Origin of the sequence: Microbacterium oleivorans, from assembly GCF_013389665.1 — a bacterium.
Classification (GTDB): domain Bacteria; phylum Actinomycetota; class Actinomycetes; order Actinomycetales; family Microbacteriaceae; genus Microbacterium; species Microbacterium oleivorans_C.
In genome coordinates this window covers 2,142,838-2,163,049 of the sequence record NZ_CP058316.1, presented here as the reverse complement: position 1 = coordinate 2,163,049, position 20,212 = coordinate 2,142,838, and the positions used below count along the sequence as shown (strand labels likewise).

Sequence of the window (20,212 nt, the reverse complement as noted above, 5' to 3'; positions counted from 1 at the left end):
GGAGTCAGAACTGCAGGGAGATCCGGTCGTCGAGGTACGCGGCGAGAGGCATGCGGGCGCCTGCCGCGAAGGTCACCGCGACCACGTCTCCGTCCCGCGCGAGCGGGCCGGAGACCTCCCCGCCGTCGACTCGTGCCACGTCGACAGCCGACCAACCCAGATGCACCGGCTCCCCCTCCGCGAAGCCGCCGCGGAAAGCCGCTGCCGCGCGTTCGGATCGGGCACGCTGCGACTCGGCCGTGTAGCCGCGCACGGCCTCCGCCCGCGCTCGCAGCACCTCCCCCGTGGCGAAGACCTCCTCATCGGCGATGAGCAGCACGCCCACGTGCCAAGCGTCACCGACCGGCAGGATGCGGGTCGCGCGGCCGAATCCGAGCAGGCGCCGACCCTCCTGGCGCACGCCGAGCCGCTCGCGCGGGGCTCGCGCCGCCGCTAGTCGCCGCCGCGCGTCGTCGATGAGCGCCGCCGCAGAAGAAGCCATATCCCGATGCTATTGATCGGGGGCGTCGTCGGCTCGCACCCTGCGCTCGGCGGCCGACACGGCATCGCGCGCCTCCCCCACCCCGCGCTCGAGGGCAGCCACCGCCGCAGCCGCGGTCTCGGCCTCGTCGGCCACGCGGGCGAGGTCACGTCGCAGCTCCTCGGCCCGCTCGTGCAGCCGATCGGCGCGCTCCCGCGCGGACGAGATCTCCGCCTCGCGCCGGCCGAGCACGCGTCGAGCCTCGGCGGCCGCCTTCTCGGCCTCCCGGCGCCGCCTGCCGGCCTCGCGGCGGGCACGGCGCTCGGCCAGGTCGTCGCGCGCGGCGACCACGTCGTCCGGGGCGCCGGGCAACGATCCGGCGACGAGCTCCATCAGGTCGTCCGGAGTCAACGCGCCCGGGTCGAGGGGTCGGACGAGTCGCCCGGCCGCCACGACGGCGCCGGCGGCCGGATCGACGATCGCCGCGTTGACGGTGCGCTCCACCTCGTCGCGAGCGCCCGCGGCCAGCGCGACGCCGGCCTGCTCGACGAGCACGGCAGCGCGACCGGCGAGCGCCGACACGAGCGCCCGACGCCGGTGTCCCAGCCGCGCCAGCTCGATCGCGTCGAAATCCTCCTGTGCCTCTCGCAGCGCACCCGACAGTTCGAGGGCGTCGCGGAAGGCGTGGTCGTGGCTGAGCAGGTTGACCGCCCACGCAGCGACGGTGGGCTTGCGCAGCGCTCGGATACGCCGCCCCAGGTCGCCCGACTCCGCTGCCGCGCGCTCATTGCGGGCCCGCGTGAACCCGGACGGCGGGACGATCAGCAGCTCGGCGGCCGCCCGGTCGAACGCGTCCCGGTCGGGATCGCCCGCGTCCCCATCGCCCACGAGACCTGGGTCACCGATCGCGTCGAGGGCCGCGAGGCATCAGCTCGCCGTCGATGACGTCGAACGCCGGGAGGTCGGCGAACAGGTCGTCCTCAGGCAGCCACTCGTGCGGCCGCTCGGGCTCGTCGTCGGATCGGGGAACGGTGCTCATCGCCCACCAATATCGCTCGTCATCCGCGAGGCGTCGAGACCTTGACAAGCCCCCACTGATCCGCCTCCGGGCGTTAATGTTGTCGCCGTGGGCACGATCTACTACGGAGACGGCGCGGCGCCGATCCACATCGAGGACCGGACGCTGGCGCATCTGAAGGTGGTCATCTCGACCAAACTCCGGCGCGGCGAGAGCTTCACGCTGTCGTGGCGACACCCCGACGGTGAGCCCACGGGCCGCAGCACCATCTGGCTTCACCCGTCGATCCCGCTGCGCTTCGTCTTCGACGACCCCGAGCCCACCACGCTCAGTCGCGAATGGGTCGAGGAGATGGCGAGCTCGGCGAACTCCTCCGGCGGCATCATGGTGATCGCCGAGCACTTCGACGATCCCGCCGCCCTCGGTCACCCGGGGAGCGACGCGTCCGCCTGAGACTCAGCCGACCTCGGGCGCGCCGTCGTCGGCTGGCTCGGGGACGAGCGACAGTCCGGCTGGCCCGCTCGCGACCTGCATGAGCTCCTCGACCCAGTGCCGGTTGATCCGCGGCTGCCGGCTGCCCGAGAAGTGGAACTGCAACGGAACCGAGGGGTGGATCCAGTAGCTGCGGCGCTCACCGCCGCGGGGCAGGTCGATGTCGAACATGAACGGTTCGGAGCGGCGCAGCTTGTTCATGATCACGATGCGCAGATGCGCCAGGGTTCGGTCGTCGATCTCGACGGAGTTCCCCAGCGTGTCGTAGATGAATCGGCCCACGCTGCGAGCCTAACCCGCGCGCGGCGGTCCAGAAAACGACGGGTTGCGCCGTCACCCGACCGTTATCTGTCGAGGGACGCCGATGCGTCGACCCCGAGCATCTCGGTGGCGCCCTCCTCGACGCCGACCGGGACGACGATCGGCCGGCCCGCGCTGAAGGCCTCCCACTCGCGGAGCACCACCCGCTCGATGTCGACGACGGCGAGCGCCGGGTGGGCGGCTGCGAGCCGCGCGACCACGCCGGAGAACGAGGTGACCAGCTGACCTTCGATCGAGAAGCGGTCCTCGGTCGGGGTCACCGGATGAGAACACATGTTCCCATGCTGTCACGCGCCACCCGGGCTGACGAATGTCAATCTGCGGGCTTTCTCGGTTGTCGAGTTACTCGCCGTCGCCGGCGGTCGACGGCCGCTCGACGGCCGCCTCCGGCTCGTGGGCGTCCACCTCGTCGACGGCCTGCTGCAGGCGCCCGAGGCAGTCGATGACGGCGCGCGCCTCATCGGCGGTCATGTCGTCGACCGCGGCGATCATTCGTTCGTGCATCCGTCCGAGCGTCGCCCGCACCTCGTCGTCCGACTTGGGCGTGGCGACGACGTGCACGCTGCGACGGTCGCTCGGGTGGGCCTGACGCACGACGTGTCCCGACTTCTGCAGCCGGTCGATGAGCGCGGTGGTCGACGCCGTCGAGATGCCGAGGTAGCGCGACAGCTCGGTGGGGCCGACGAGTCGCCCCTGGCCCTGGGCCTTGATGAGGTAGCGGAGCACGAGCAGCTCGTTCTCACCCATCGACATGGAGTCGCGGGTGCGCCGGCGCATCGCCGCCTCGGCTGCTCGGTAGAGGCGGAAGGCCTGCAGCACCGCGACACCCCGTTCGCGGGCGGTCGCGGCGTCATCCGAGCCCGAGGGGTACCAGTAATGCGTGGGCGTCGAGGCGTCGGGCACCTGGGCATCATAATTCGCGACGATGGGGGCGCGCACCAGGCACGCGGGGGCATTGACGACGGCTCGGATTCGTGGTCTCCCGGTCCACGCCGGCCGGATCACCGCGCGTCGCCGTAGCCCAGCGCGGGGCCGTCGCCGTCGATCGCGTCGGCGACGGGGCCGGTCCCGGTGCCGGGATCACGCTGCCGCCGCGCGCTGAGACGCAGGAGCGCGGCCGCGCCCGCGGCCGACAGCAGCGTCCCCAGCAGCACGGCGAAGCGGGCTCCGTCGGTGTGCACGCCGTCGTCGAACGAGAGGCCGGTGATCAGCAGCGAGACGGTGAACCCGATGCCGCAGAGCAGGCCGATCGGCAGCAGGTCGCGCGGCGCGACCCCGGCGGGGAGCCGCAGGCGCGTGGCCTTGACCACGAGCAGGGTGACCCCGAGGACGCCGGCCGCCTTGCCGACCACCAGGCCGAGGACGATGGCCAGCACGACCGGCTGGGCGACGACGGCCAGCGGGTCGCCAGCGCCGACCACGGTGACGCCCGCCGCGAAGAAGGCGAAGACCGGGAGTGCGATGCCCGACGAGAACGGTCGCACGAGATCGTCATAGGTGTCGGTGCGCGCGACCGACTCGCCACGGAGCGGGCGGGCGGGCACCGCGAACCCGAGCAGGACGCCCGCGATCGTCGCGTGCACACCCGACTCGTGGAGGAAGCCCCAGACCACCAGCCCGATCGGCAGAAGCACCCACCACCGCGCCCAGCGCTGCCGCACCACCACGGCGAACAGCGCTGCCCCGGCGAGCGCCGCCACGAGCGCGATCAGGTTGATCGTCGCGGTGTAGAAGACCGCGATGACCACGATGGCCAGCAGGTCGTCGACGACGGCGAGGGTGAGCAGGAACGTCCGCAGGCCCGGCGGCAGGCCCTTGCCGAAGATCGCCAGGACGGCGAGCGCGAACGCGATGTCGGTCGCCGTGGGGATCGCCCACCCGCGCACCGCCTCGGTGTCGCCGAACGCCAGCACGACCACGGTGAACAGGATCGCGGGGACGGCCATGCCGCCGATCGCCGCGAGCACCGGGACGGCCGCCTCGCGGGGGCGGCGAAGACTGCCGGCGACGAACTCGTGCTTGAGCTCGACGCCCACCACGAAGAAGAACAGCGCCAGCAGGCCGTCGGCCGCCCAATGCGACAGCGACAGATCGAGGTGCAGCGCCTCGGGGCCGATGGTGAATTCCGACAGCGCCGCATAGGCGGGCGCGAACGGGGAGTTGGCCCAGATCAGCGCGAGCGCCGCTGCCGCGAGCAGCAGGGCACCGCTGGTGGTCTCACGCGAGAGCCAGCGGCGCAGGCGGGCACGGCGGGGCAGTGCGTCGTACATGGGATGAAGCCTCTCGTCTTCCCCCGGCGGTCGCCGGAGGCCGTTGTCGACCAGACTTCCCGACGCACCGCCCGACAGCTTACCCGTCGGTCGAGGACGCCGCCTCGGGCTCCGTCGAGGTGCGCGCGACGTGCAGCTGAGCGATCCGACGACGATCGAGCTGTGTCACCTCGATCGTGGCCCCGTCGACCTCGATGCGATCGCCGACGCGCGCGAGGCGACCGAGCTGCTCGATGACGAACCCGGCGACGGTGTCGGAGGTTCCCCGGGGGATGGAGATGCCGGTGGCCTCCTCGAAGTCCTGCAGGTTGAGGCGCCCGTCGACGGGGCCGCCCTCTCCGGCCAGAGGATGCGGCATCGCCTCGGTGTCGTATTCGTCCACGATCTCGCCGACGACCTCTTCGACCAGGTCCTCGAGCGTCACGATGCCGTCGGTGCCGCCGTACTCGTCGACGACGACGGCGATCTGGCTGCCCTCGGCGCGCATCGAGGTCAGGGTCGGCAGCAGCCGCGCCGTCGAGGGGAAGTACCGGATCGGCCGGACGATCGACGCCAGCTCCTGCGTGTCGTCGGTGGCTGCCGCGTCGAGGAGGTCGCGCACGTGCACGAAGCCCACGACGTCGTCGATCGTCTGGTCGATGATCGGGTAGCGCGAGTGGGGCAGGTCTCGCACGAGCGCCGCCGCCTCGCCGACCGTCTCGCGGCCGGGGAGAGAGACCACCTCCGGCCGGGGTCGCATGACCTCGCTGAGCTGACGATCGCGCAGCGACAGGACGTCGTCGAGGATGCGACGCTCATCCTCGGGCAGTCCCTCGTGGCTCGAGACGATGTCTCGCAGCTCTTCGTCGCTGAGCTCCTCGCCGGTCTTGTTCGGATCGCCGCCGAGCAGCCGGACGAGGAGGTTCGTCGAGAGCGAGAGCAGCCAGATCACGGGGCGCATGAGGGTCGCGAAGCCGTTGAGCACGGGCGCGACACCGTAGGCGAAGGCCGCGTTGCGCTGGATCGCCAGCCGCTTGGGCACGAGCTCGCCGAGCACGAGCGACAGGTACGCGATGATCAGCGTCAGCACGATGGTCGCGACCGTCATGGCCGCGGTCTCGGCCAGACCCCACGACACCAGCACAGGCGCCAGGGACGGGGCGATCGACGAGGCGCCGTAGGCGGCGGAGGCGAATCCGGCGACGGTCACGCCGATCTGCACCGCCGACAGGAAGGTGTTGGGATTCCGGGCCAGCGCCGCGACCTTCGCGCCGCGTTTGCCGCGCAGGGCGAGGGCATTGACCTGACTGTCGCGGAGCGTCACGAGGGCCATCTCGGTGGCCGCGAAGACGCCGCCGACGAGCACGAAGACGATGACGAGGACGATGTTGACGAGCAGGTCGCCGTTCATCGGCGGGCTCCGCTCTCGGGACGGGTCGCGCCCGGGGTCACCCGGGCGCTGGGACTGTGGGAGTCGGTGGCCGAAACGGCTCGATGCGTCATCGCCCCACGGTAGCGGCATCCGCTAGGTGTGCGCTGAGGATTGGACGCCGCTCGGACCGGCATGGTAGGCGCCGCGAGCCCGCCCGCCACCGCCCTCGGAGGGTGCGGGATGTGTCACGATTCAGACATGGACGACGGTGCGGACGCCGAGCTGCGGGCACTGCGCGCCCGGGCCTACGCTCCCGGCGGTGACATCGCGGACGACCCGGCCGCCCTGGCCCGCTTGAGCGAGCTCGAGGCGCGACGGCGCGAGCGTCCGGCTCGCGTGACCGCGGCCCGGGCGGATGCCGCACCCGCCGTCGAGGCGGTATCCGTCGCCGCCGAGCCCCACGACGCGGCCGCCGATGTCCCGGCCGCCGACGAGGATGCCGTGGTGGCGACCGCCGCCGGCTTCGACGCGGCACCGCCGAGGCGCGCTCGGGGCCTGCGCACCGCGCTGATGTGGGGGGGCTCGCTCGTCGCGGTGGCCGTCCTCGCTGCCGGGGTCACCCTGTTCGCGACGGCGCGCACGGCGTTCACGGCCACGGCACTGCCCGAGGACGCCGCCGTCACGCACCTGACGACGCTGCTGCCCACCGGCGGCGAGCAGCCGCCGTTCCTGCGCGACTACGGCGCCGATCAGGCGCGGACGTTCGAGTCGTTCTTCGGCCTCGAGACCTACCAGGTCTCCGTGCCGTGGATCGATGCGGACGAGGCCTGCATCCTTCTCATGAGCGGTGCTCAGGCCGAGGCGGCCTCGAACTCGGGGTGGTCGTCGTTCGGTCAGGGCTGCTCGGCCGGGGCGTTCCCCGCCTCGCTGTCGTTCGTCGTGACCGGGGAGTACCCCGACGAGTTCCGAGAGCACTTCCCCGACGGATCCGCATTGCAGTTCGTGCTGACCGACACCGGTGTCGATGTCTTCGTGTCGAACGCGCCCGCTCAGCCGGCCATCTGAGACGTGACGTCGGATGCCGCAGTCGTGCCGTTGAGCTCGACGTAGAGGCGCCGCTCGGTGATCGACACGGTCACGGTGTTGCGGCGGCCCAGCGCCCCGGTGAGGTCGTCGATGAATCCCGGCTCGAAACCGTGCAGCGGGATCTCGGAGGCTCGGTGGATCTTCTTGCCGCTCCAGGCCGCGGCGACGGGTCCCGGGTTGCGATGGGTGTACACCGCGACGCGCGCGGACTGCTTGCTCCCGAGGTGCAGGCGCGCGGCATCCGGGGCGCCCACCTCGATCCAGGCGAGGATCGCGCCGGTGAGGTCGCGGACGAGCACGGCCGGCTCGTCCTTGGCCGCGATGCCCTCGGTGACGTCGATGCCCTCCTCGTACTCGAGGCAGTACGCGAGCAAGCGGGTGAGCATGAAGGCGTCCGTCTCGGACGGATGCCGCGCGAGGCGCAGGGCGAACGACTCGTACACGCCGCGGTCGACGTCGGCCAGGGTCACATCGAACGTGTGCATCGTCGCCCCGGCTGCCATGAAGATCGACCCTAGCCGCCTCGGGGTGTGACACGCTGATCCCATGCGGATCGCACTGACGGGATCATCGGGAAAACTCGGCTCGGTCGTCGCTCGTGAACTCACGGCGGCAGGGCACGAGGTCATCGGCTTCGACGTGGTGGGGACGCGCGGGCCGGCGTTCGTGCAGATCGACCTCACCGACTACGGCCAGGTCGTCGACGCATTCGGCTCCGTCGGCGATCGCCATGACGGCGTCGATGCGGTCGTCCACCTCGGCGCGGTCCCGGCTCCCGGCATCCGGCCCGACATCGCGACGTTCCACAACAACATGGCCGCGACCTTCAACGTGTTCCACGCCGCCACCCGGCTGGGGATCGACCGCGTGGTCTACGCGTCGAGCGAGACGGTGCAGGGGCTGCCGTTCGACGTGCCGCCGCCGTACATCCCCGTCGACGAGGAGTACCCCGCCCGTCCGGAGTCGGTGTACTCGCTCGTGAAGCATCTCGAAGAGCAGCTGGCCATCGAGCTCGTCCGCTGGCACCCGCAGCTGTCGATCACCGCGCTTCGGTTCTCGAACGTCATGGTCCCCGAGGACTACGCCGAGTTCCCCGCCTTCGACGCCGATCCGATGCGGCGCAAGTGGAACGTCTGGAGCTACATCGACGCGCGCGACGGCGCGCAAGCGGTGCTGCGCGCGCTCGAGAACGCGCCCGCGGGCTTCGACCGCTTCCTCATCGCTGCCGCCGACACCGTGATGTCGCGCCCGAACGCAGAACTCGTCGCTGAGGTGTTCCCCGGTGTCGAGGTCCGCGGCGACCTGGGGGTCAACGACTCGCTCTTCTCGACCGCGAAGGCGCGGCGCCTGCTCGGCTACGAGCCGCAGCACTCCTGGCGCGACCACGTGTGACCCGGGCTCCACGCGCAGAAGGTGGCGCTTGCGGCAGCATCCGACGCGGGATGAGCGGCGTGAGCGTCCCCTTCTGACCGGGTCGGGGCGGGGCTAGGGCCGAGTGGTCACCTGGAGGGCCTGCTGGGCGGCGCCGAGGGCCACGTACTCGCCGGGGGCGGGCACCTCGACCTCGAGTCCGAACACCGATGGGGCGATGCGCTGCACCGCGTCCGACTGCGCAGCCCCGCCCACGAGCAGCACCCGGCGCAGTGGCACGCCGAGCTCGCGCAGCGCGTCGAGGCCCGCGCCGAGACCCGACAGCATCCCTTCCACGGCGGCACGTGCCAGGTTCTCGCGCGTGGTGGAAGCAAGCGTCATGCCCGTGAGCGTCGCCGTGGCGTCGGGCAGATTCGGCGTGCGCTCGCCCTCGAAGTACGGCACGAGGGCGAGGCCGCCCGCCCCGGGCGCGGCCGTCAGCGCCAGGCGCGACAGCTCGTCGTGGTCGACGCCCAGCAGCGCGGCCGTCACGTCGAGCACCCGGGCCGCATTGAGGGTGCACACGAGGGGCAGGTGGTGGCCGTCGGCCGAGGCGAATCCCGCGACGATGCCGGTGGGGTCGGCCACCGGCGTCCCGCTCACCGCGAACACCGTCCCCGAGGTGCCGATCGACACCACGACGTCGCCGAGCCCGGCGCCGACGCCGAGCGCGGATGCGGCGTTGTCGCCCGCGCCGGCGGCGACGCGGCGTCCGTCGGCGTCGACCACCCACTCGTCGGCGGCGAGCACCCGCGGCAGCACCGCGTCGTGCCCGAGGGCGGCGACCAGCAGTTCGCGGTCGTAGGCGCCCGTCGCCGCGCTCCAGTAGCCGGTGCCCGATGCGTCGGAGCGGTCGGTCACGAGCTCGTCGAGCCGCGCGCCGGCACCGGGACCGAAGCCCCGCAGGCGCCACGTCAGCCAGTCGTGGGGCAGCGCCACCGCAGCCGTGCGGGCCGCATTCTCGGGCTCGTGGTCACGGAGCCAGCGCAGCTTGCTGATGGTGAACGACGCGACGGGCACGAGTCCCGTGCGAGCGGCGAGCGGCTCGGCGCCGAACTCGGCGACGAGGTCGGCCGCCGCTCCGGCCGATCGGGTGTCGTTCCACAGCAGCGCGTCGCGCACGACCTCGCCCCGCTCGTCGAGAGCGACCAGGCCGTGCTGCTGACCGCCGATCGACCACGCCGCGACGTCCGCCATCCCTCCCGCGGCGTCGACGGCGGCACGCAGCGCGGTCCACCACGCCTCGGGGTCGACGCTGGTCCCCGCCGGGTGCGCCGCGCGCCCCTCGCGCACGACCGCCCCCGTTCCGGCGTCGACGATCACGACCTTGCACGCCTGCGTCGACGAATCGACCCCCATGACCAGCACCATGCCGGCATCCTCTCTCTCACGACATCCGCGGAACCCCGCCTGCGCCCCGAGACCGCGGGGTGGACCCAGCGTCTCGGGGCGCGAGCGACGTCTCGCGGTCAGGCGGCGGATGCCGCGTCAGCGGGCGCCGAGCAGGTGCTCGGTGGCGAGCTGCTGCAGCCGCACGAACCCGAATCCCTTGCCGCCGAGGTACGCCTCGGTGTCGAAGTCCTCGTAGGCGCTGCGATCGGCGACGAACTCGTCGTAGGTCTCGCCGGCGCCGAACGTCGGCTGCGACAACTCGGCGACACGCGCGGCCTCGAGCGCCTCCTGCACCTCGGGGTCGGCTCGGAACGCCGCGGCCCGCTCCTTGAGCAGCAGATAGGTGCGCATGTTCGCCGCGGCGGACTCCCACACCCCGGTCTCGTCCTCGGTGCGGCTGGGCTTGTAGTCGAAGTGGCGCGGACCGTCGTAGGCCGGGCCGCCGTTCGGTCCGCCGTTCTCGAGCAGGTCGACCAGCGAGAAGGCGTTGTGCAGGTCGCCGTGGCCGAACACGAGGTCCTGGTCGTACTTGATGCCGCGCTGGCCGTTGAGGTCGATGTGGAAGAGCTTGCCGTGGTAGAGCGCCTGGGCGATGCCGGCGGTGAAGTTCAGCCCCGCCATCTGCTCGTGTCCGACCTCCGGGTTCACGCCGACGAGCTCGGGACGCTCGAGCGATTCGATGAACGCCAGGGCGTGACCGACGGTGGGCAGCAGGATGTCGCCGCGCGGCTCGTTGGGCTTCGGCTCGATCGCGAACCGCAGGTCGTAGCCCTTCTCGACGACGTAGTCCCCGAGGAAGTTCACGGCCTCGCGGTAGCGCTCCAGCGCTGCACGCACATCCTTGGCGGAGTCGTACTCGGCGCCCTCCCGGCCACCCCACATGACGAAGGTCTGCGCGCCGAGCTCGGCGCCGAGGTCGATCTGGCGCAGCACCTTGCGGATCGCGAAGCGGCGCACCGCGCGGTCGTTCGAGGTGAACCCGCCGTCCTTGAAGACCGGCGCGCTGAAGAGGTTGGTGGTGACCATGGGGACGGTCAGGCCGGTGTCGGAGAGGGCGCCCGTCAGCCGGTCGATCTGCGTCTGACGCTCGGCATCGCTCGAGCCGAAGGCGAACAGGTCGTCGTCGTGGAAGGTGAGTCCCGACGCCCCCAGCTCGGCGAGCTTCTCCACGGCGTGCACGACGTCGAGCGGGGGCCGCGTGGGTCCGCCGAACGGGTCGCTGCCGTTGTAGCCGATGGTCCAGAGGCCGAAGGTGAACTTGTCGGCCGGGGTGGGGGTGCGCATGCGTGCTCCTTCGCGTCGATTGCTGCCCGCTCAGGTTATGACTATTTGTCTCGTACGTCAACAAACCTGTTTCTCCTAGGCTGTCGACGTGAGCATCGCGCCCGGGACCGCTGAACTCGTCCGGCGCGCCAACCTGGCCCGCACCCTCGTCGCGGTGCACCGCGACGGACCGCTCTCTCGAGCCGCGCTCACCGCCGACCTCGGCCTCAACCGCTCGACCATCGGCGCCCTCACGGCCGAACTCACCCGTCTCGGCCTCGTCACCGAGACCGCCGGTGCCGCCGAGGGACGCATCGGCCGCCCCTCCCCCGTCATCACCGCGCACGCAGACGTCGTCGCCGTCGCCGTGAACCCCGAGGTGGATGCCGTCACCGTCGCGGCCGTGGGACTGGACCGCAGCGTCCGGGCTCGCCGGCGCGTGCCGTCCACGGGCCTCATCGCTCCGGACGAGCTGGCGCTCCTCGTCGCGGCGACGGTGCGGGAGTGGCGCGGGAGCGAGCTCGCCGCGGCATCCGTCGTCGGCATCGGCGTCGCCGTGCCCGGTCTCGTCCACCCCGCCGCGGGCCGGGTGGTCCACGCCCCGCACCTGCGCTGGACAGACGCCCCGCTCGCCGATCTCGTCGGCACCGCCACCGGGATCGCCACGACCGTCGGCAATGACGCCTCCTACGGGGCGCACGCCGAGTACCTCTTCGGCGCTGCGCGCGGCGAGACCGACGTCGTCTACCTCAACGGCGGCGCGAGCGGCATCGGCGGCGGTCTCGTCGTCGGCGATGTCCTCGTCGGGGGCGCCCGCGGGCTCGCGGGCGAGTTCGGGCACAACCCCGCCGTCTTCGAGGACGCGGCCGACCGCCGTTCGGGCGAGCGTGCGGCCCTCGAGGACGAGGTCAGCCGCCACCGTCTCGTCGCCGCGCTCGGACTGCCGGCCGCCGACGACGACGAGCTGCGCAGCGCCCTCGGCGCATCCGTCAATCCCGCCGCCCTCGAGGAGGTCCACCGGCAGCGTCGCGTCCTCGCGTCGGCCGTGGCCGGCGCCGTCAACGTCCTCGATCCGGCCGTCGTCGTCCTCGGCGGATTCCTCGCGACGCTCGTCGAGATCGACCCCGACGGCTTCGGCGCCGCGGTCGCCCGCCAGACGATCGCGGGCTCGGCCCCGCTCGTGCGCAGCGCCGAGCTCGGCGACGACCGTCTGCTCGTCGGAGCGGCCGAGACCGCCTTCGCCCGGCTGCTCGACGACCCCGTCGCGACGATGAGCGCCGTCGGGTCCACGTCAAGCACCCGGCCCGACCGGCTCTGACCTCGTACGATCGGAGCAGCGCCGGGTGATCGGCGCCGACCTCCCCCGACAGGAACGTCCTCATGGCCTCCAGAACCGTCCGCCCGGCCGCCCCGGCCGTGCGCCAGCGCAACGCGCTCGCGCCCGGCATCCTCGGATCGGCCGCCCTCGTGGCGGGACTCCCTCTCGTCGGCGGCGAGTTCGCGGGCGTCGTCGCGTTCATCGTCGCGATCCTCGCCCTCATCGTCGCCTGGTTCGCGGTGCAGGCGAAGCAGTGGTGGTGGGCGGTGCCCATGGTCGCCGTCGCCGTCCTGTGGAATCCGGTGTACCCGTTCGCGTTGGAGGATCCCGTCTGGTTCGTCGCCCATGTGATCGGGGCCGCGGTCTTCCTCGCCGCGGGCGCCCTGATCTGGATCCCGCGCGCCGCGCCCGCCCGATGATCCCCGCAGACAGCACGAGCGCACCGCGCCGGCCGCGCCCCGGCACCGGGGTCGTCTGGGCGCGGGTCGAGGACGGATTCCACGTCGGCAGCCGTGACGGCGACTTCGTGGGCTACATCGACCGCCTGCCCGACGGGCGCTACGAGGCCTACGACTCGCGTTCGCAGTCGGCCGGAACCTTCGTCGAGCTCACCGCCGCCATGCGGGCGTTGGCCACACCACCCGCGCGCGGCGCCGCGGATGAGCCGCCCATCGAACTCCGGGAGGTCCGATGACCACGACGCACGACGACCTGCTGTCGGTGCTCTACACGAGCAACGCCCGTGCCCCGTTCGGCGACGACGAGCTGCGTGACCTGCTCGCGCAGAGCCGCGCATCGAACGCGCGGAAAGACCTGACCGGGATGCTGCTGTATCGCGGCGGCCGGTTCGTGCAGGTGCTGGAAGGGCCCGAGCAGACCGTGCGCGACCTGCTCGCCACGATCGCCGCCGACCCCCGGCACGCCGACATGCGCGTGCTCATCGAGCAGCCCATCGGTCGCCGGGAGTTCAGCGACTGGACGATGGGCTACCAGCCGATCACCGAGACCACGGGGGCGGCACCGGAGGGGTTCCGCGACACGTTCGACGACCTCGAGAACTCCGGCGATCCGAGCGCCACGCTTCGCGCCGCCCGGGAGCTGAGCTTCTGGTTCCGCGTCAAGTCTCGCCGCGCACAGCAGAACGCGGACGCCGACTGACCGGCATCCGCGTTCTGCTCCGCTCCGAGAGCGTGGTGGTCTACTGCGATTCGCCGCGCCCGGTCGCATTCTGCAACCGGTCGATCTGCTCGGACGCCTCGGCCTTCGTCAGGCTCGCGGGAAGCTCCTCGCCGGCCTCGCGGGCGAGCGTGTCGAGGTAGCTGCGCTGCGGACCCGTCATGGGCTCATCGCCGGTCACCCAGTCGTCCGGGTCCTTCACGGCAGAACCGGGACCGCCTCCCTCGGTGCCGCCGAGCGTTTCGCCGGCGTCTCCGACGGGGGGTGTGGGCGCCGCGGGCTCGCCGGGCGCCGGGGCGGTGGGCTCGGTCGGCGTCGGAACGGTCGGCTCCGCGGGCGCGGGGAAGGTCGGCTCGTCGGGCGTGGGGATCGTCTGGTCGCTCATGCTTCGACGGTAGGCCGACCGGGCGGGAAAGCCGAGGCACTTGCGCGACGCGACGTTTGCACTCAACCCCGTCGTGGCGGTGCGGCGCAGGCAGTCGGGATCACCCGCTCACCGCGGCGCGAGGAGCCGGATGAGCACGCGCAGCACCTCACCGCGCGCCTCGGGCTCCCACCGCGCCCACGCGGCGGCGAGGGCGGATGCCGTGGCCGCATCGTCGTTGAGACATGCGGCCACGAGCCGCTCGCCGAGCAGCGTCGCGCTCGGCGACGCTGCATCCGCCTCGGGCCGCCACACCCCGGAGGCGGGGGCCTCGTTCGCCTGCGCGCGGCGGTCGCCGACGGCGACCGCGAGCGCGAGGACGATCTGGAGCTCCCGGCGGCGAGCCCGGCGCGCATGCACGCGGATCCAGACCTCGATCCCGTGGCCCGCGCGCGGAGACTGCAGGATCATGGCGAGGTCGGCGAGGGCCAGCTGCGCGAGCGGCCCGATGCGCGGCGGGGTCGACACACGCGCATCCTGCCAGCATCCCGGGCCGCCGGCCAACGCGCGACGGTTCCGGTGACGAAGGCACCCGGCCGCCGAGACGCCGTTCGGGCAACGTCCCGGGGGCCGGGTGTGATCCGATCATCGGCGCTTCGGCGCAAGGAATCCCCAACGCCCGCACCGAGCCGCCTCAAGGAATCCGCAAGGTCCGCAGCTCCGTCCTGTCCCCGCCGCGGCGCCCGCTACCGGTCGACCCGCGCGAGCGAACGCGCCCCCGCGGCGCACACCGCCCGCTTGGCCGCACGCAGCGATCGGCACCGTGCGACGGGGCGAGCATCCGCGTCGAACGCCACGAAGCCGTCGGACACGTCGATCACGTACCCGAGCGTGACCGACCCCGCCGTCCCGACGTACATCCCGGGTTCCGACAGCCGCCAGGTCGCACCGTCGTCGTTCCTCGGCCACAGAGCGCCCATCTCACGTCCCATCCGGCAGCGTCGATCATCGATCGTCGTCCGGGGACTGGGGGCAACGTGCCCATACGCTATTGCCGTCCCGCGAAGCGACGCAACCCGCGTGAACCGTGAGATCGCTTCCAGGCGATATGCTGACCCTGGCGTTCCCCGACCTGGACCGCTGTACCCACGGCCAGGTCAGGAGCAAAATGCCCTCTCGAGATTCATCCCCGTCCGTGTCTCTGTGTGCCCGCTTCATCACCGCGCTGCCCGTCGACCACGCCGCCATCTCGACCCTGGGCGATCCTTTCGACGTCGAGACCGTGTGCGCGAGCGACGGGGTGGCGGCGACGCTCGACGAGATCCAGCTGGATTCCGGGGTGGGCCCGTCGTGGCGGGCGCGATCCTCCCGATCGCCCGTGCTCGTCCGTGACCTGCAGCGCGATCCGGACGCGGAATGGCCCATGCTGACCACCGCAGCCGCGGCGGCGGGGGTCGCCTCCGCCTACGCGTTCCCGATGTCGGTGGGCGCCGTGGACGTGGGCGTCGTCGACCTGTACGCCGCCCGGCGCGACGCCCTCACAGCTCGAGACGTGGCGCTGGCGTCGGTCATGGCGGACGCCGCCGCCCTCACCATCCTGCGCGACGCGATGGCCCTCATCGAGACCGAGCCGGGCACGGGCGCGTCGGCCCGCCGGTTCGTCCACCAGGCCACCGGCATGGTGTGCGCCCAGCTGCGCGTCACACCCGAGGATGCACTCCTCATCATCCGCGCCCACGCGTTCGCGACCGGCCGATCGGTCCGCGAGGTGGCGGAGTCCCTCATCGCACGCGAGTTGGATTTCTCGGTGTGATCCGACCGAGATCGAAGTAGGTTTCAGACATGTCTAGGACAAGCCGCGAGAAGGACCTCGTCGACACATTCGTCGAGCTGGCCGACACGCTGGTCGGCGGGTACGACGTCGTCGAGCTCCTCTACCGGCTGGTTTCGCGATCCGCGCAGATCTTCGACGCGGCCGACGCCGGCATTCTGCTCCCCTCCGCGGACGGGTCGCTCGAGGTCGTCGCGTCGACGAGCGAACGCAGCCAGCTCATCAGCCTGCTGCAGCTCGATGCCGACCAGGGACCCTGCGTCGACGCCTATCGCACCGGCGAGCCGGCGACCGTCGCGGACATCGCCGCCATCCATCGACGGTGGCCGGAGTTCGCCGCCGCCGCGGGGGTCATGGGCTACCGGTGGATGCACGCCATGCCGTTGAAGCTGCGCGACGAGGTCATCGGATCCCTCAACCTCTTCGGTGACACCCCCGGGGCGCTGAGCGACGAGGACGCCGCCGCCGCCCGCGGCCTGGCCGATATCGCCACGATCGGCATCCTGCACGAGCGCGCGTTCCGCGAGGCGGACGTCGCGCGCCGGCAACTCCAGCACGCGCTCGACAGCCGCGTCGTCATCGAGCAGGCCAAGGGCGTCCTCGCCCACACCCACAAGATCGACATGGACGAGGCCTTTCACCGGCTGCGCAGCCAGGCGCGTTCGAGTCGCCGGCCGCTTTCCGAGGTCGCCCGCGAGATCGTCGACGACGCCAGCGGCCCGGCCGGGGCACCCCGATAACGGGGAGCCGTCGACCGGCTGCGCCGTACGCCTCTCGCGCGCGCACGTCCAGCCCTTTTCCTCGGATGCCGCGACACGCCAGGGTGGACCCGTGCGATTGACAGATGAGCTCGGCGCCTGGGTGGTGCGACAGCGGTGGTACGCGGGTAAGAGCCACGAGCCCCGATTCCGGATCCTCGACGCCCAGCCGGCCCCCGGGGCGGTGCGCTACCTCCTCATGGACGACGCGGGCTCCCTGCCCACCCTGTACAACGTGCCGCTGGCCCGAGTGAGCACGCCGGCCGACGGCGACGACATCGTCACCCGCGATGACGAGGGGGTCCTCGTCGATGCGACGCGGCGTCCGGAGTTCACGATCGGCCTGCTCGCCGAGATGGGGGTCGAGGTCGGCCGGGTGACCGGCTCGCGCGTGCTCACCGGCGAGCAGTCCAACACCTCGATCGTGTACGACGTCGACGGTGAGCCGTCGATCATCCTCAAGCTGTTCCGCACCCTCCATCACGGCGAGAACCCCGACGTCACGGTTCAGCGCGTGCTGAGCGATGCGGGGTCGCCCTACGTGCCGAGGTTCTTCGGCAGCCTGGATGCCGGCTGGCCCGACATCGGTCGCGACACCGGCGACGCCCGGGGCACTCTGGGCTTCGCGCAGGAGTTCCTGCGCGGGGTGCGCGACGGTTGGGCGGTCGCGCTGGAGGCGGCCGCGGCGGGCCGCGACTTCACGGAGGCCGCCCGCGACCTCGGTGTCGCCGTCGCGGGCGTGCACGGCGCGTTGGGCGCCGCACTGGAGACGCGCGATGCCGCCCCCGACCAGGTCTCGGCCACCGGGAACGCCTGGCAACGACGCCTGCGGATCGCCGCGTCCGAGGTACCGGCCGTCGCCGAGCGTCTCACCGCGATCGAGGCCGTGTACCGCGCGGCGCTCGACCGGCCGTGGCCGCGGCTGCAGCGCATCCACGGCGACCTGCACCTCGGACAGGTCCTGGCCGTGCCCCACGGCGGATGGCGCATCGTGGACTTCGAGGGCGAGCCGCTCCGACCGATGGCCGAACGTGCGATCCCCGATCTCGCCCCTCGGGATGTCGCGGGCATGCTGCGCTCGTTCGACTACGCCGGCGCCGTCGGAAGCGGACCGGACCAGCGAGCCTGGGCGGATGCCTGCCGGGCGGCCTTCGTGGAGTCCTACGTGTCGGCCCCGGGCTCGGTCGAGCTCGACCCCGTCCTGCTCCGAGCCCTGGTGCTCGACAAGGCGGTGTACGAGTCCATCTACGAGGCGCGCAATCGCCCCGACTGGCTGCCGGTACCGCTGGCCGGGATCGACGCCGCGCTCGACTGACCCGCGAGGCGCCCATGCGGCGGGGACGGCGGGTCAGTCCTCCGGCTCGTCCGGCGCGGGCGGGGCCGTCAGCACCAGGAACTTCGCGCCGTATGCGGGCAGCGACACGCTGAAGCTCTGCAGGTCGTCGACCCGACCGATGGTCTCACCCGTCGCGGCATCGGTCACCTCGCTCTGGGGGACGAGCTGCTCCGAGCGGACGGTCCCCTCCGTCGGCTCCGCGCAGAAGTTCAGCACGGTCACCTGCATCGCGGCATCCGCCCTCGGATCGCCGTCGTCGAGACGGTGCACCAGCACGAGCATGCCCGCGTGCGCGACCTCGGGGATGTCGACCTGGGAGGCCGAGGCGATGCCGTGCTCGCGTCGGAGGTCGAGGATGCCCGACAGGCGCGACGCGAACGAGTCGGGGTCCTCGAGCTGCGCGGGCAGCGGACCGTAGAGCGCCCGGCCGCGCGGCATCCCGGCCGCCGACCGGGTGGCCGAGGGGTCGACGTCGAGCAGGTCGTGCGCTCCGCGCTCGATCCACCGGGTGTCCCCGGTCGAGATGAGGTCCTCGACCTCGTCGGCCGGCACCGTGAGCATCCCGAGCAGATCCCATCCCGACAGCGCGAAGACGCCCGGCTGCCAGGCGTTGTAGGCGCTGAGGAGCAGATGCGCGTCTCGGATGCCGGGGATGTCGTCGTCGGTGACGTCGTCGAGCCGCGCGATGCCTCGGGTCGCGGCGATGAGCGAGGTCGTCGTGCAGGCGATGCCGTTCTGGGTGAAGACCCGGTTGTAGTCGGCGGTTCCGGTCAGGTGCTCGGTGAGGTCGGCGCGCACCTCTTCGGCCAGCTGCGCACCGGGGATCTCCCGCCCGCGGAAGCGGTAGACGTCGTCCCCGTGGCGCGTCGCCCAGTGCACGAGCTCGTAGGTGAGCTCGTCGTGGTTCTGCATTCCGTGGACCAGCTGCACCGGGTGCACCCCGAGCTCGAGCGACGAGGTCAACGCCAGCCGAAGGAACTCCGTCTGGCCCGTGGCGAGGGCGTGGTGGTAACCGGGCCGCCCGATGAAGTCGTAGGAGAGGTCGGCGCCGACGGCCCCGGTGTCGCGGATGTCCTCGATGGTGAGGTTCAGCTCCTGGAACGTGAACCCGCCCACCTTGCGCACCATGCCCGCGATGATGTGGTTGGCCGCATGCGAGAGGGGGTGGCCCTCCGACCAGGCGGGGAGACCGCCCGCGCTCTTCTCGACCCCGAGGAACCCGTTCGCGTCGAGGCGCAGCGCGCTCGTGCCGAGCTCGCCCAGCGAGTGCAGGGCGTCGCCGATGACCAGACGCATGCCGGCGAACGTCGGGTCGAGCCAGTTGATCGACGGCTGCCCCTGCTTGAAATAGTGCAGGTACACCCAGCGGCGCGTGACCCCGTCGGGGCCGAGCACCGGTGCGGTGGCGCTCCAGTTGGTCTCCTTCACGCCGGGGGTGTAGAAGATGACGCGCTGCAGTGCGCCGATGATGTAGCCCCGTTCGGCGAGCTCATGCTCGGTCGCCGGGTCGAGGTTGACGCTGTCGTACCCCTCGGGCACCTCGGGGAGCAGGCCCCAGTCCTCCGGCGGGATGTCGACCATGTGGTAGATGCCCGGGTAGTCCTTGAAGCCCATCTCGGCGAGGCGGAAGTCGGCGCCCTTGCCGGTGTGCCCCGGCACGATGTCGTCGATCACACTGCCGCCGTGGGCGTCGGCGACGTCGCAGAGAGCCCGGAACTCGTCCTCGGTGCCGAACGCGGGGTCGATCGAGGTGCTGATGCGGTCGAAGTGGCCGTCGACGCTGGGCGTCTCGCGCCAATCGGTGATGCCCCCGGCGCGCTTGACCGGTCCGGTGTGGATCGCCGTGATGCCGATGCGTTCGAACACCGACCAGAGCTCGTCATCGCCGAGCGATGCGAGGAACGACTGCCCCGGGCGCGTGATGAGGGAGATGGGGTACGCCGTGAACCAGACGTCGGACGTCGCGATCGCGCGACGCGCGTCGGGGCGCGCGTAGGGGTTGCGCCACATCGCCGGCTGCCCCGACAGCTGACGCGCCAGCACGTCGGCGTCCTTGAGCATCGACTGCCTGACGAGCCACTCGACGTACGAGGGGTTGCTGCCGTTGGCCGTGCGCGGATCGGTGCGGTTGCGCCGCACGCTGCCACCGCGGAACTGGTCGCGAGGACGCAGCCGACGGGGGCGCGCGGGATAGCGCTGCTCGTCGTAGCTGATCTCGGGGACCTCGAGATCGCCGTCCTCGCCGTCGGCTCCCGCCGCCCCCGGCAGGGTGATGGGGGTGGTGTACAGGTCTTCCGGCTGATCGTGGTCGCGCGCCATGGCTCAACGCTACGGGCGGCGCGTTCCCGGCGGGAAGGGCTGGTGCC

25 protein-coding genes are annotated in these 20,212 nt (G+C 72.0%); 10 read left to right on the top strand and 15 right to left on the bottom strand.

Going from position 1 to position 20,212, the window contains the following annotated elements:
* Window positions 1-4: 4 nt before the first annotated feature.
* Genes HW566_RS10295 through HW566_RS10285 form a run of 3 tightly spaced genes read right to left on the bottom strand, consistent with a single transcriptional unit; the run spans window position 5 to window position 1,499 of the window.
* Window positions 5-481 (bottom strand): glutaminase, encoded by a 477-nt coding sequence (locus tag HW566_RS10295; protein WP_178012625.1) that lies wholly within the window; start codon window positions 479-481, stop codon window positions 5-7.
* Window positions 482-490: 9 nt separating this feature from the next.
* Complete coding sequence (locus tag HW566_RS10290; protein WP_178012623.1) at window positions 491-1,348, bottom strand: transposase; 858 nt, start codon at window positions 1,346-1,348, stop codon at window positions 491-493.
* A 10-nt stretch (window positions 1,349-1,358) separates the two neighbouring features.
* Window positions 1,359-1,499: a hypothetical protein gene (locus tag HW566_RS10285; protein ID WP_178012622.1), complete on the bottom strand. Its 141-nt coding sequence runs from the start codon at window positions 1,497-1,499 to the stop codon at window positions 1,359-1,361.
* 87 nt (window positions 1,500-1,586) lie between these two features.
* On the opposite strand from HW566_RS10285, the gene HW566_RS10280 reads away from it, so the two are divergent.
* Complete coding sequence (locus HW566_RS10280; RefSeq protein WP_178012620.1) at window positions 1,587-1,931, top strand: DUF7882 family protein; 345 nt, start codon at window positions 1,587-1,589, stop codon at window positions 1,929-1,931.
* A gap of 3 nt (window positions 1,932-1,934) precedes the next feature.
* On the opposite strand, the gene HW566_RS10275 is transcribed toward HW566_RS10280, so the two are convergent.
* The 5 genes from HW566_RS10275 to HW566_RS10255 all read right to left on the bottom strand — a co-directional run bounded on the left by HW566_RS10275 (window position 1,935) and on the right by HW566_RS10255 (window position 5,951).
* A complete protein-coding gene (locus HW566_RS10275; protein WP_178012619.1) occupies window positions 1,935-2,252 on the bottom strand; it encodes a DUF7882 family protein in 318 nt (105 codons plus the stop codon).
* A 62-nt stretch (window positions 2,253-2,314) separates the two neighbouring features.
* Complete coding sequence (locus tag HW566_RS10270) at window positions 2,315-2,566, bottom strand: hypothetical protein (protein ID WP_178012617.1); 252 nt, start codon at window positions 2,564-2,566, stop codon at window positions 2,315-2,317.
* A 67-nt stretch (window positions 2,567-2,633) separates the two neighbouring features.
* Complete coding sequence (locus tag HW566_RS10265) at window positions 2,634-3,194, bottom strand: MarR family winged helix-turn-helix transcriptional regulator (protein ID WP_256728667.1); 561 nt, start codon at window positions 3,192-3,194, stop codon at window positions 2,634-2,636.
* A 98-nt stretch (window positions 3,195-3,292) separates the two neighbouring features.
* The gene (gene nhaA / locus HW566_RS10260; protein WP_178012615.1) at window positions 3,293-4,561 is read right to left on the bottom strand and encodes a Na+/H+ antiporter NhaA; all 1,269 of its coding nucleotides are present in this window, start codon (window positions 4,559-4,561) and stop codon (window positions 3,293-3,295) included.
* Window positions 4,562-4,640: 79 nt separating this feature from the next.
* Window positions 4,641-5,951, bottom strand: coding sequence for a hemolysin family protein (locus HW566_RS10255; RefSeq protein ID WP_178012613.1), 1,311 nt, complete (start codon window positions 5,949-5,951; stop codon window positions 4,641-4,643).
* A gap of 219 nt (window positions 5,952-6,170) precedes the next feature.
* Here HW566_RS10255 and HW566_RS10250 point away from each other — a divergent pair, with 219 nt between their 5' ends.
* A complete protein-coding gene (locus tag HW566_RS10250; RefSeq protein WP_178012611.1) occupies window positions 6,171-6,977 on the top strand; it encodes a hypothetical protein in 807 nt (268 codons plus the stop codon).
* Here the strand turns inward: HW566_RS10250 and HW566_RS10245 are convergent.
* The gene (locus tag HW566_RS10245; RefSeq protein WP_178012609.1) at window positions 6,962-7,501 is read right to left on the bottom strand and encodes a YaeQ family protein; all 540 of its coding nucleotides are present in this window, start codon (window positions 7,499-7,501) and stop codon (window positions 6,962-6,964) included. The two genes, HW566_RS10250 and HW566_RS10245, sit on opposite strands and share 16 nt — an antisense overlap.
* A gap of 43 nt (window positions 7,502-7,544) precedes the next feature.
* Between HW566_RS10245 and HW566_RS10240 the strand changes: the two genes are divergently transcribed.
* On the top strand, window positions 7,545-8,390 hold the full coding sequence (locus HW566_RS10240; RefSeq protein WP_178012607.1) for an NAD-dependent epimerase/dehydratase family protein: 846 nt from the start codon (window positions 7,545-7,547) through the stop codon (window positions 8,388-8,390).
* 93 nt (window positions 8,391-8,483) lie between these two features.
* On the opposite strand, the gene xylB is transcribed toward HW566_RS10240, so the two are convergent.
* Together xylB and xylA are read right to left on the bottom strand one after the other, a co-directional pair.
* On the bottom strand, window positions 8,484-9,779 hold the full coding sequence (xylB, locus tag HW566_RS10235) for a xylulokinase (protein ID WP_178012605.1): 1,296 nt from the start codon (window positions 9,777-9,779) through the stop codon (window positions 8,484-8,486).
* Between the two features lie 117 nt (window positions 9,780-9,896).
* Window positions 9,897-11,084 (bottom strand): xylose isomerase, encoded by a 1,188-nt coding sequence (gene xylA / locus HW566_RS10230; RefSeq protein ID WP_178012603.1) that lies wholly within the window; start codon window positions 11,082-11,084, stop codon window positions 9,897-9,899.
* An 88-nt stretch (window positions 11,085-11,172) separates the two neighbouring features.
* On the opposite strand from xylA, the gene HW566_RS10225 reads away from it, so the two are divergent.
* The 4 genes from HW566_RS10225 (at window position 11,173) to HW566_RS10210 (ending at window position 13,539) form a co-directional block, all read left to right on the top strand.
* A complete protein-coding gene (locus HW566_RS10225; protein WP_178012601.1) occupies window positions 11,173-12,381 on the top strand; it encodes an ROK family transcriptional regulator in 1,209 nt (402 codons plus the stop codon).
* A gap of 62 nt (window positions 12,382-12,443) precedes the next feature.
* A complete protein-coding gene (locus HW566_RS10220) occupies window positions 12,444-12,800 on the top strand; it encodes a DUF6804 family protein (protein WP_178012599.1) in 357 nt (118 codons plus the stop codon).
* Entirely contained in the window at window positions 12,797-13,075 is a 279-nt protein-coding gene (locus tag HW566_RS10215) for a hypothetical protein (protein ID WP_178012597.1), read from the top strand. The genes HW566_RS10220 and HW566_RS10215 overlap by 4 nt, the downstream gene beginning before the upstream one ends.
* On the top strand, window positions 13,072-13,539 hold the full coding sequence (locus HW566_RS10210; protein WP_178012595.1) for a BLUF domain-containing protein: 468 nt from the start codon (window positions 13,072-13,074) through the stop codon (window positions 13,537-13,539). Before HW566_RS10215 ends, HW566_RS10210 begins: the two co-directional genes overlap by 4 nt.
* A 40-nt stretch (window positions 13,540-13,579) precedes the next feature.
* Here the strand turns inward: HW566_RS10210 and HW566_RS16115 are convergent, their stop codons facing one another.
* The 3 genes from HW566_RS16115 to HW566_RS10195 all read right to left on the bottom strand — a co-directional run bounded on the left by HW566_RS16115 (window position 13,580) and on the right by HW566_RS10195 (window position 14,901).
* Window positions 13,580-13,759 (bottom strand): DUF3072 domain-containing protein, encoded by a 180-nt coding sequence (locus tag HW566_RS16115; protein ID WP_256728954.1) that lies wholly within the window; start codon window positions 13,757-13,759, stop codon window positions 13,580-13,582.
* Between the two features lie 291 nt (window positions 13,760-14,050).
* Complete coding sequence (locus HW566_RS10200) at window positions 14,051-14,449, bottom strand: hypothetical protein (protein WP_178012592.1); 399 nt, start codon at window positions 14,447-14,449, stop codon at window positions 14,051-14,053.
* 218 nt (window positions 14,450-14,667) lie between these two features.
* On the bottom strand, window positions 14,668-14,901 hold the full coding sequence (locus HW566_RS10195) for a hypothetical protein (RefSeq protein WP_178012590.1): 234 nt from the start codon (window positions 14,899-14,901) through the stop codon (window positions 14,668-14,670).
* Between the two features lie 215 nt (window positions 14,902-15,116).
* On the opposite strand from HW566_RS10195, the gene HW566_RS10190 reads away from it, so the two are divergent.
* The 3 genes from HW566_RS10190 to HW566_RS10180 all read left to right on the top strand — a co-directional run bounded on the left by HW566_RS10190 (window position 15,117) and on the right by HW566_RS10180 (window position 17,825).
* Entirely contained in the window at window positions 15,117-15,734 is a 618-nt protein-coding gene (locus HW566_RS10190; RefSeq protein WP_178012588.1) for an ANTAR domain-containing protein, read from the top strand.
* A 29-nt stretch (window positions 15,735-15,763) separates the two neighbouring features.
* Complete coding sequence (locus HW566_RS10185) at window positions 15,764-16,492, top strand: GAF and ANTAR domain-containing protein (protein ID WP_178012586.1); 729 nt, start codon at window positions 15,764-15,766, stop codon at window positions 16,490-16,492.
* Window positions 16,493-16,583: 91 nt separating this feature from the next.
* Window positions 16,584-17,825, top strand: a complete 1,242-nt coding sequence (locus HW566_RS10180) for a phosphotransferase (protein ID WP_178012584.1) — start codon at window positions 16,584-16,586, stop codon at window positions 17,823-17,825.
* 33 nt (window positions 17,826-17,858) lie between these two features.
* Here HW566_RS10180 and treS read toward each other — a convergent pair whose 3' ends face one another.
* Window positions 17,859-20,165, bottom strand: a complete 2,307-nt coding sequence (gene treS, locus HW566_RS10175; RefSeq protein WP_178012582.1) for a maltose alpha-D-glucosyltransferase — start codon at window positions 20,163-20,165, stop codon at window positions 17,859-17,861.
* Between the last annotated feature and the right edge of the window lie 47 nt (window positions 20,166-20,212).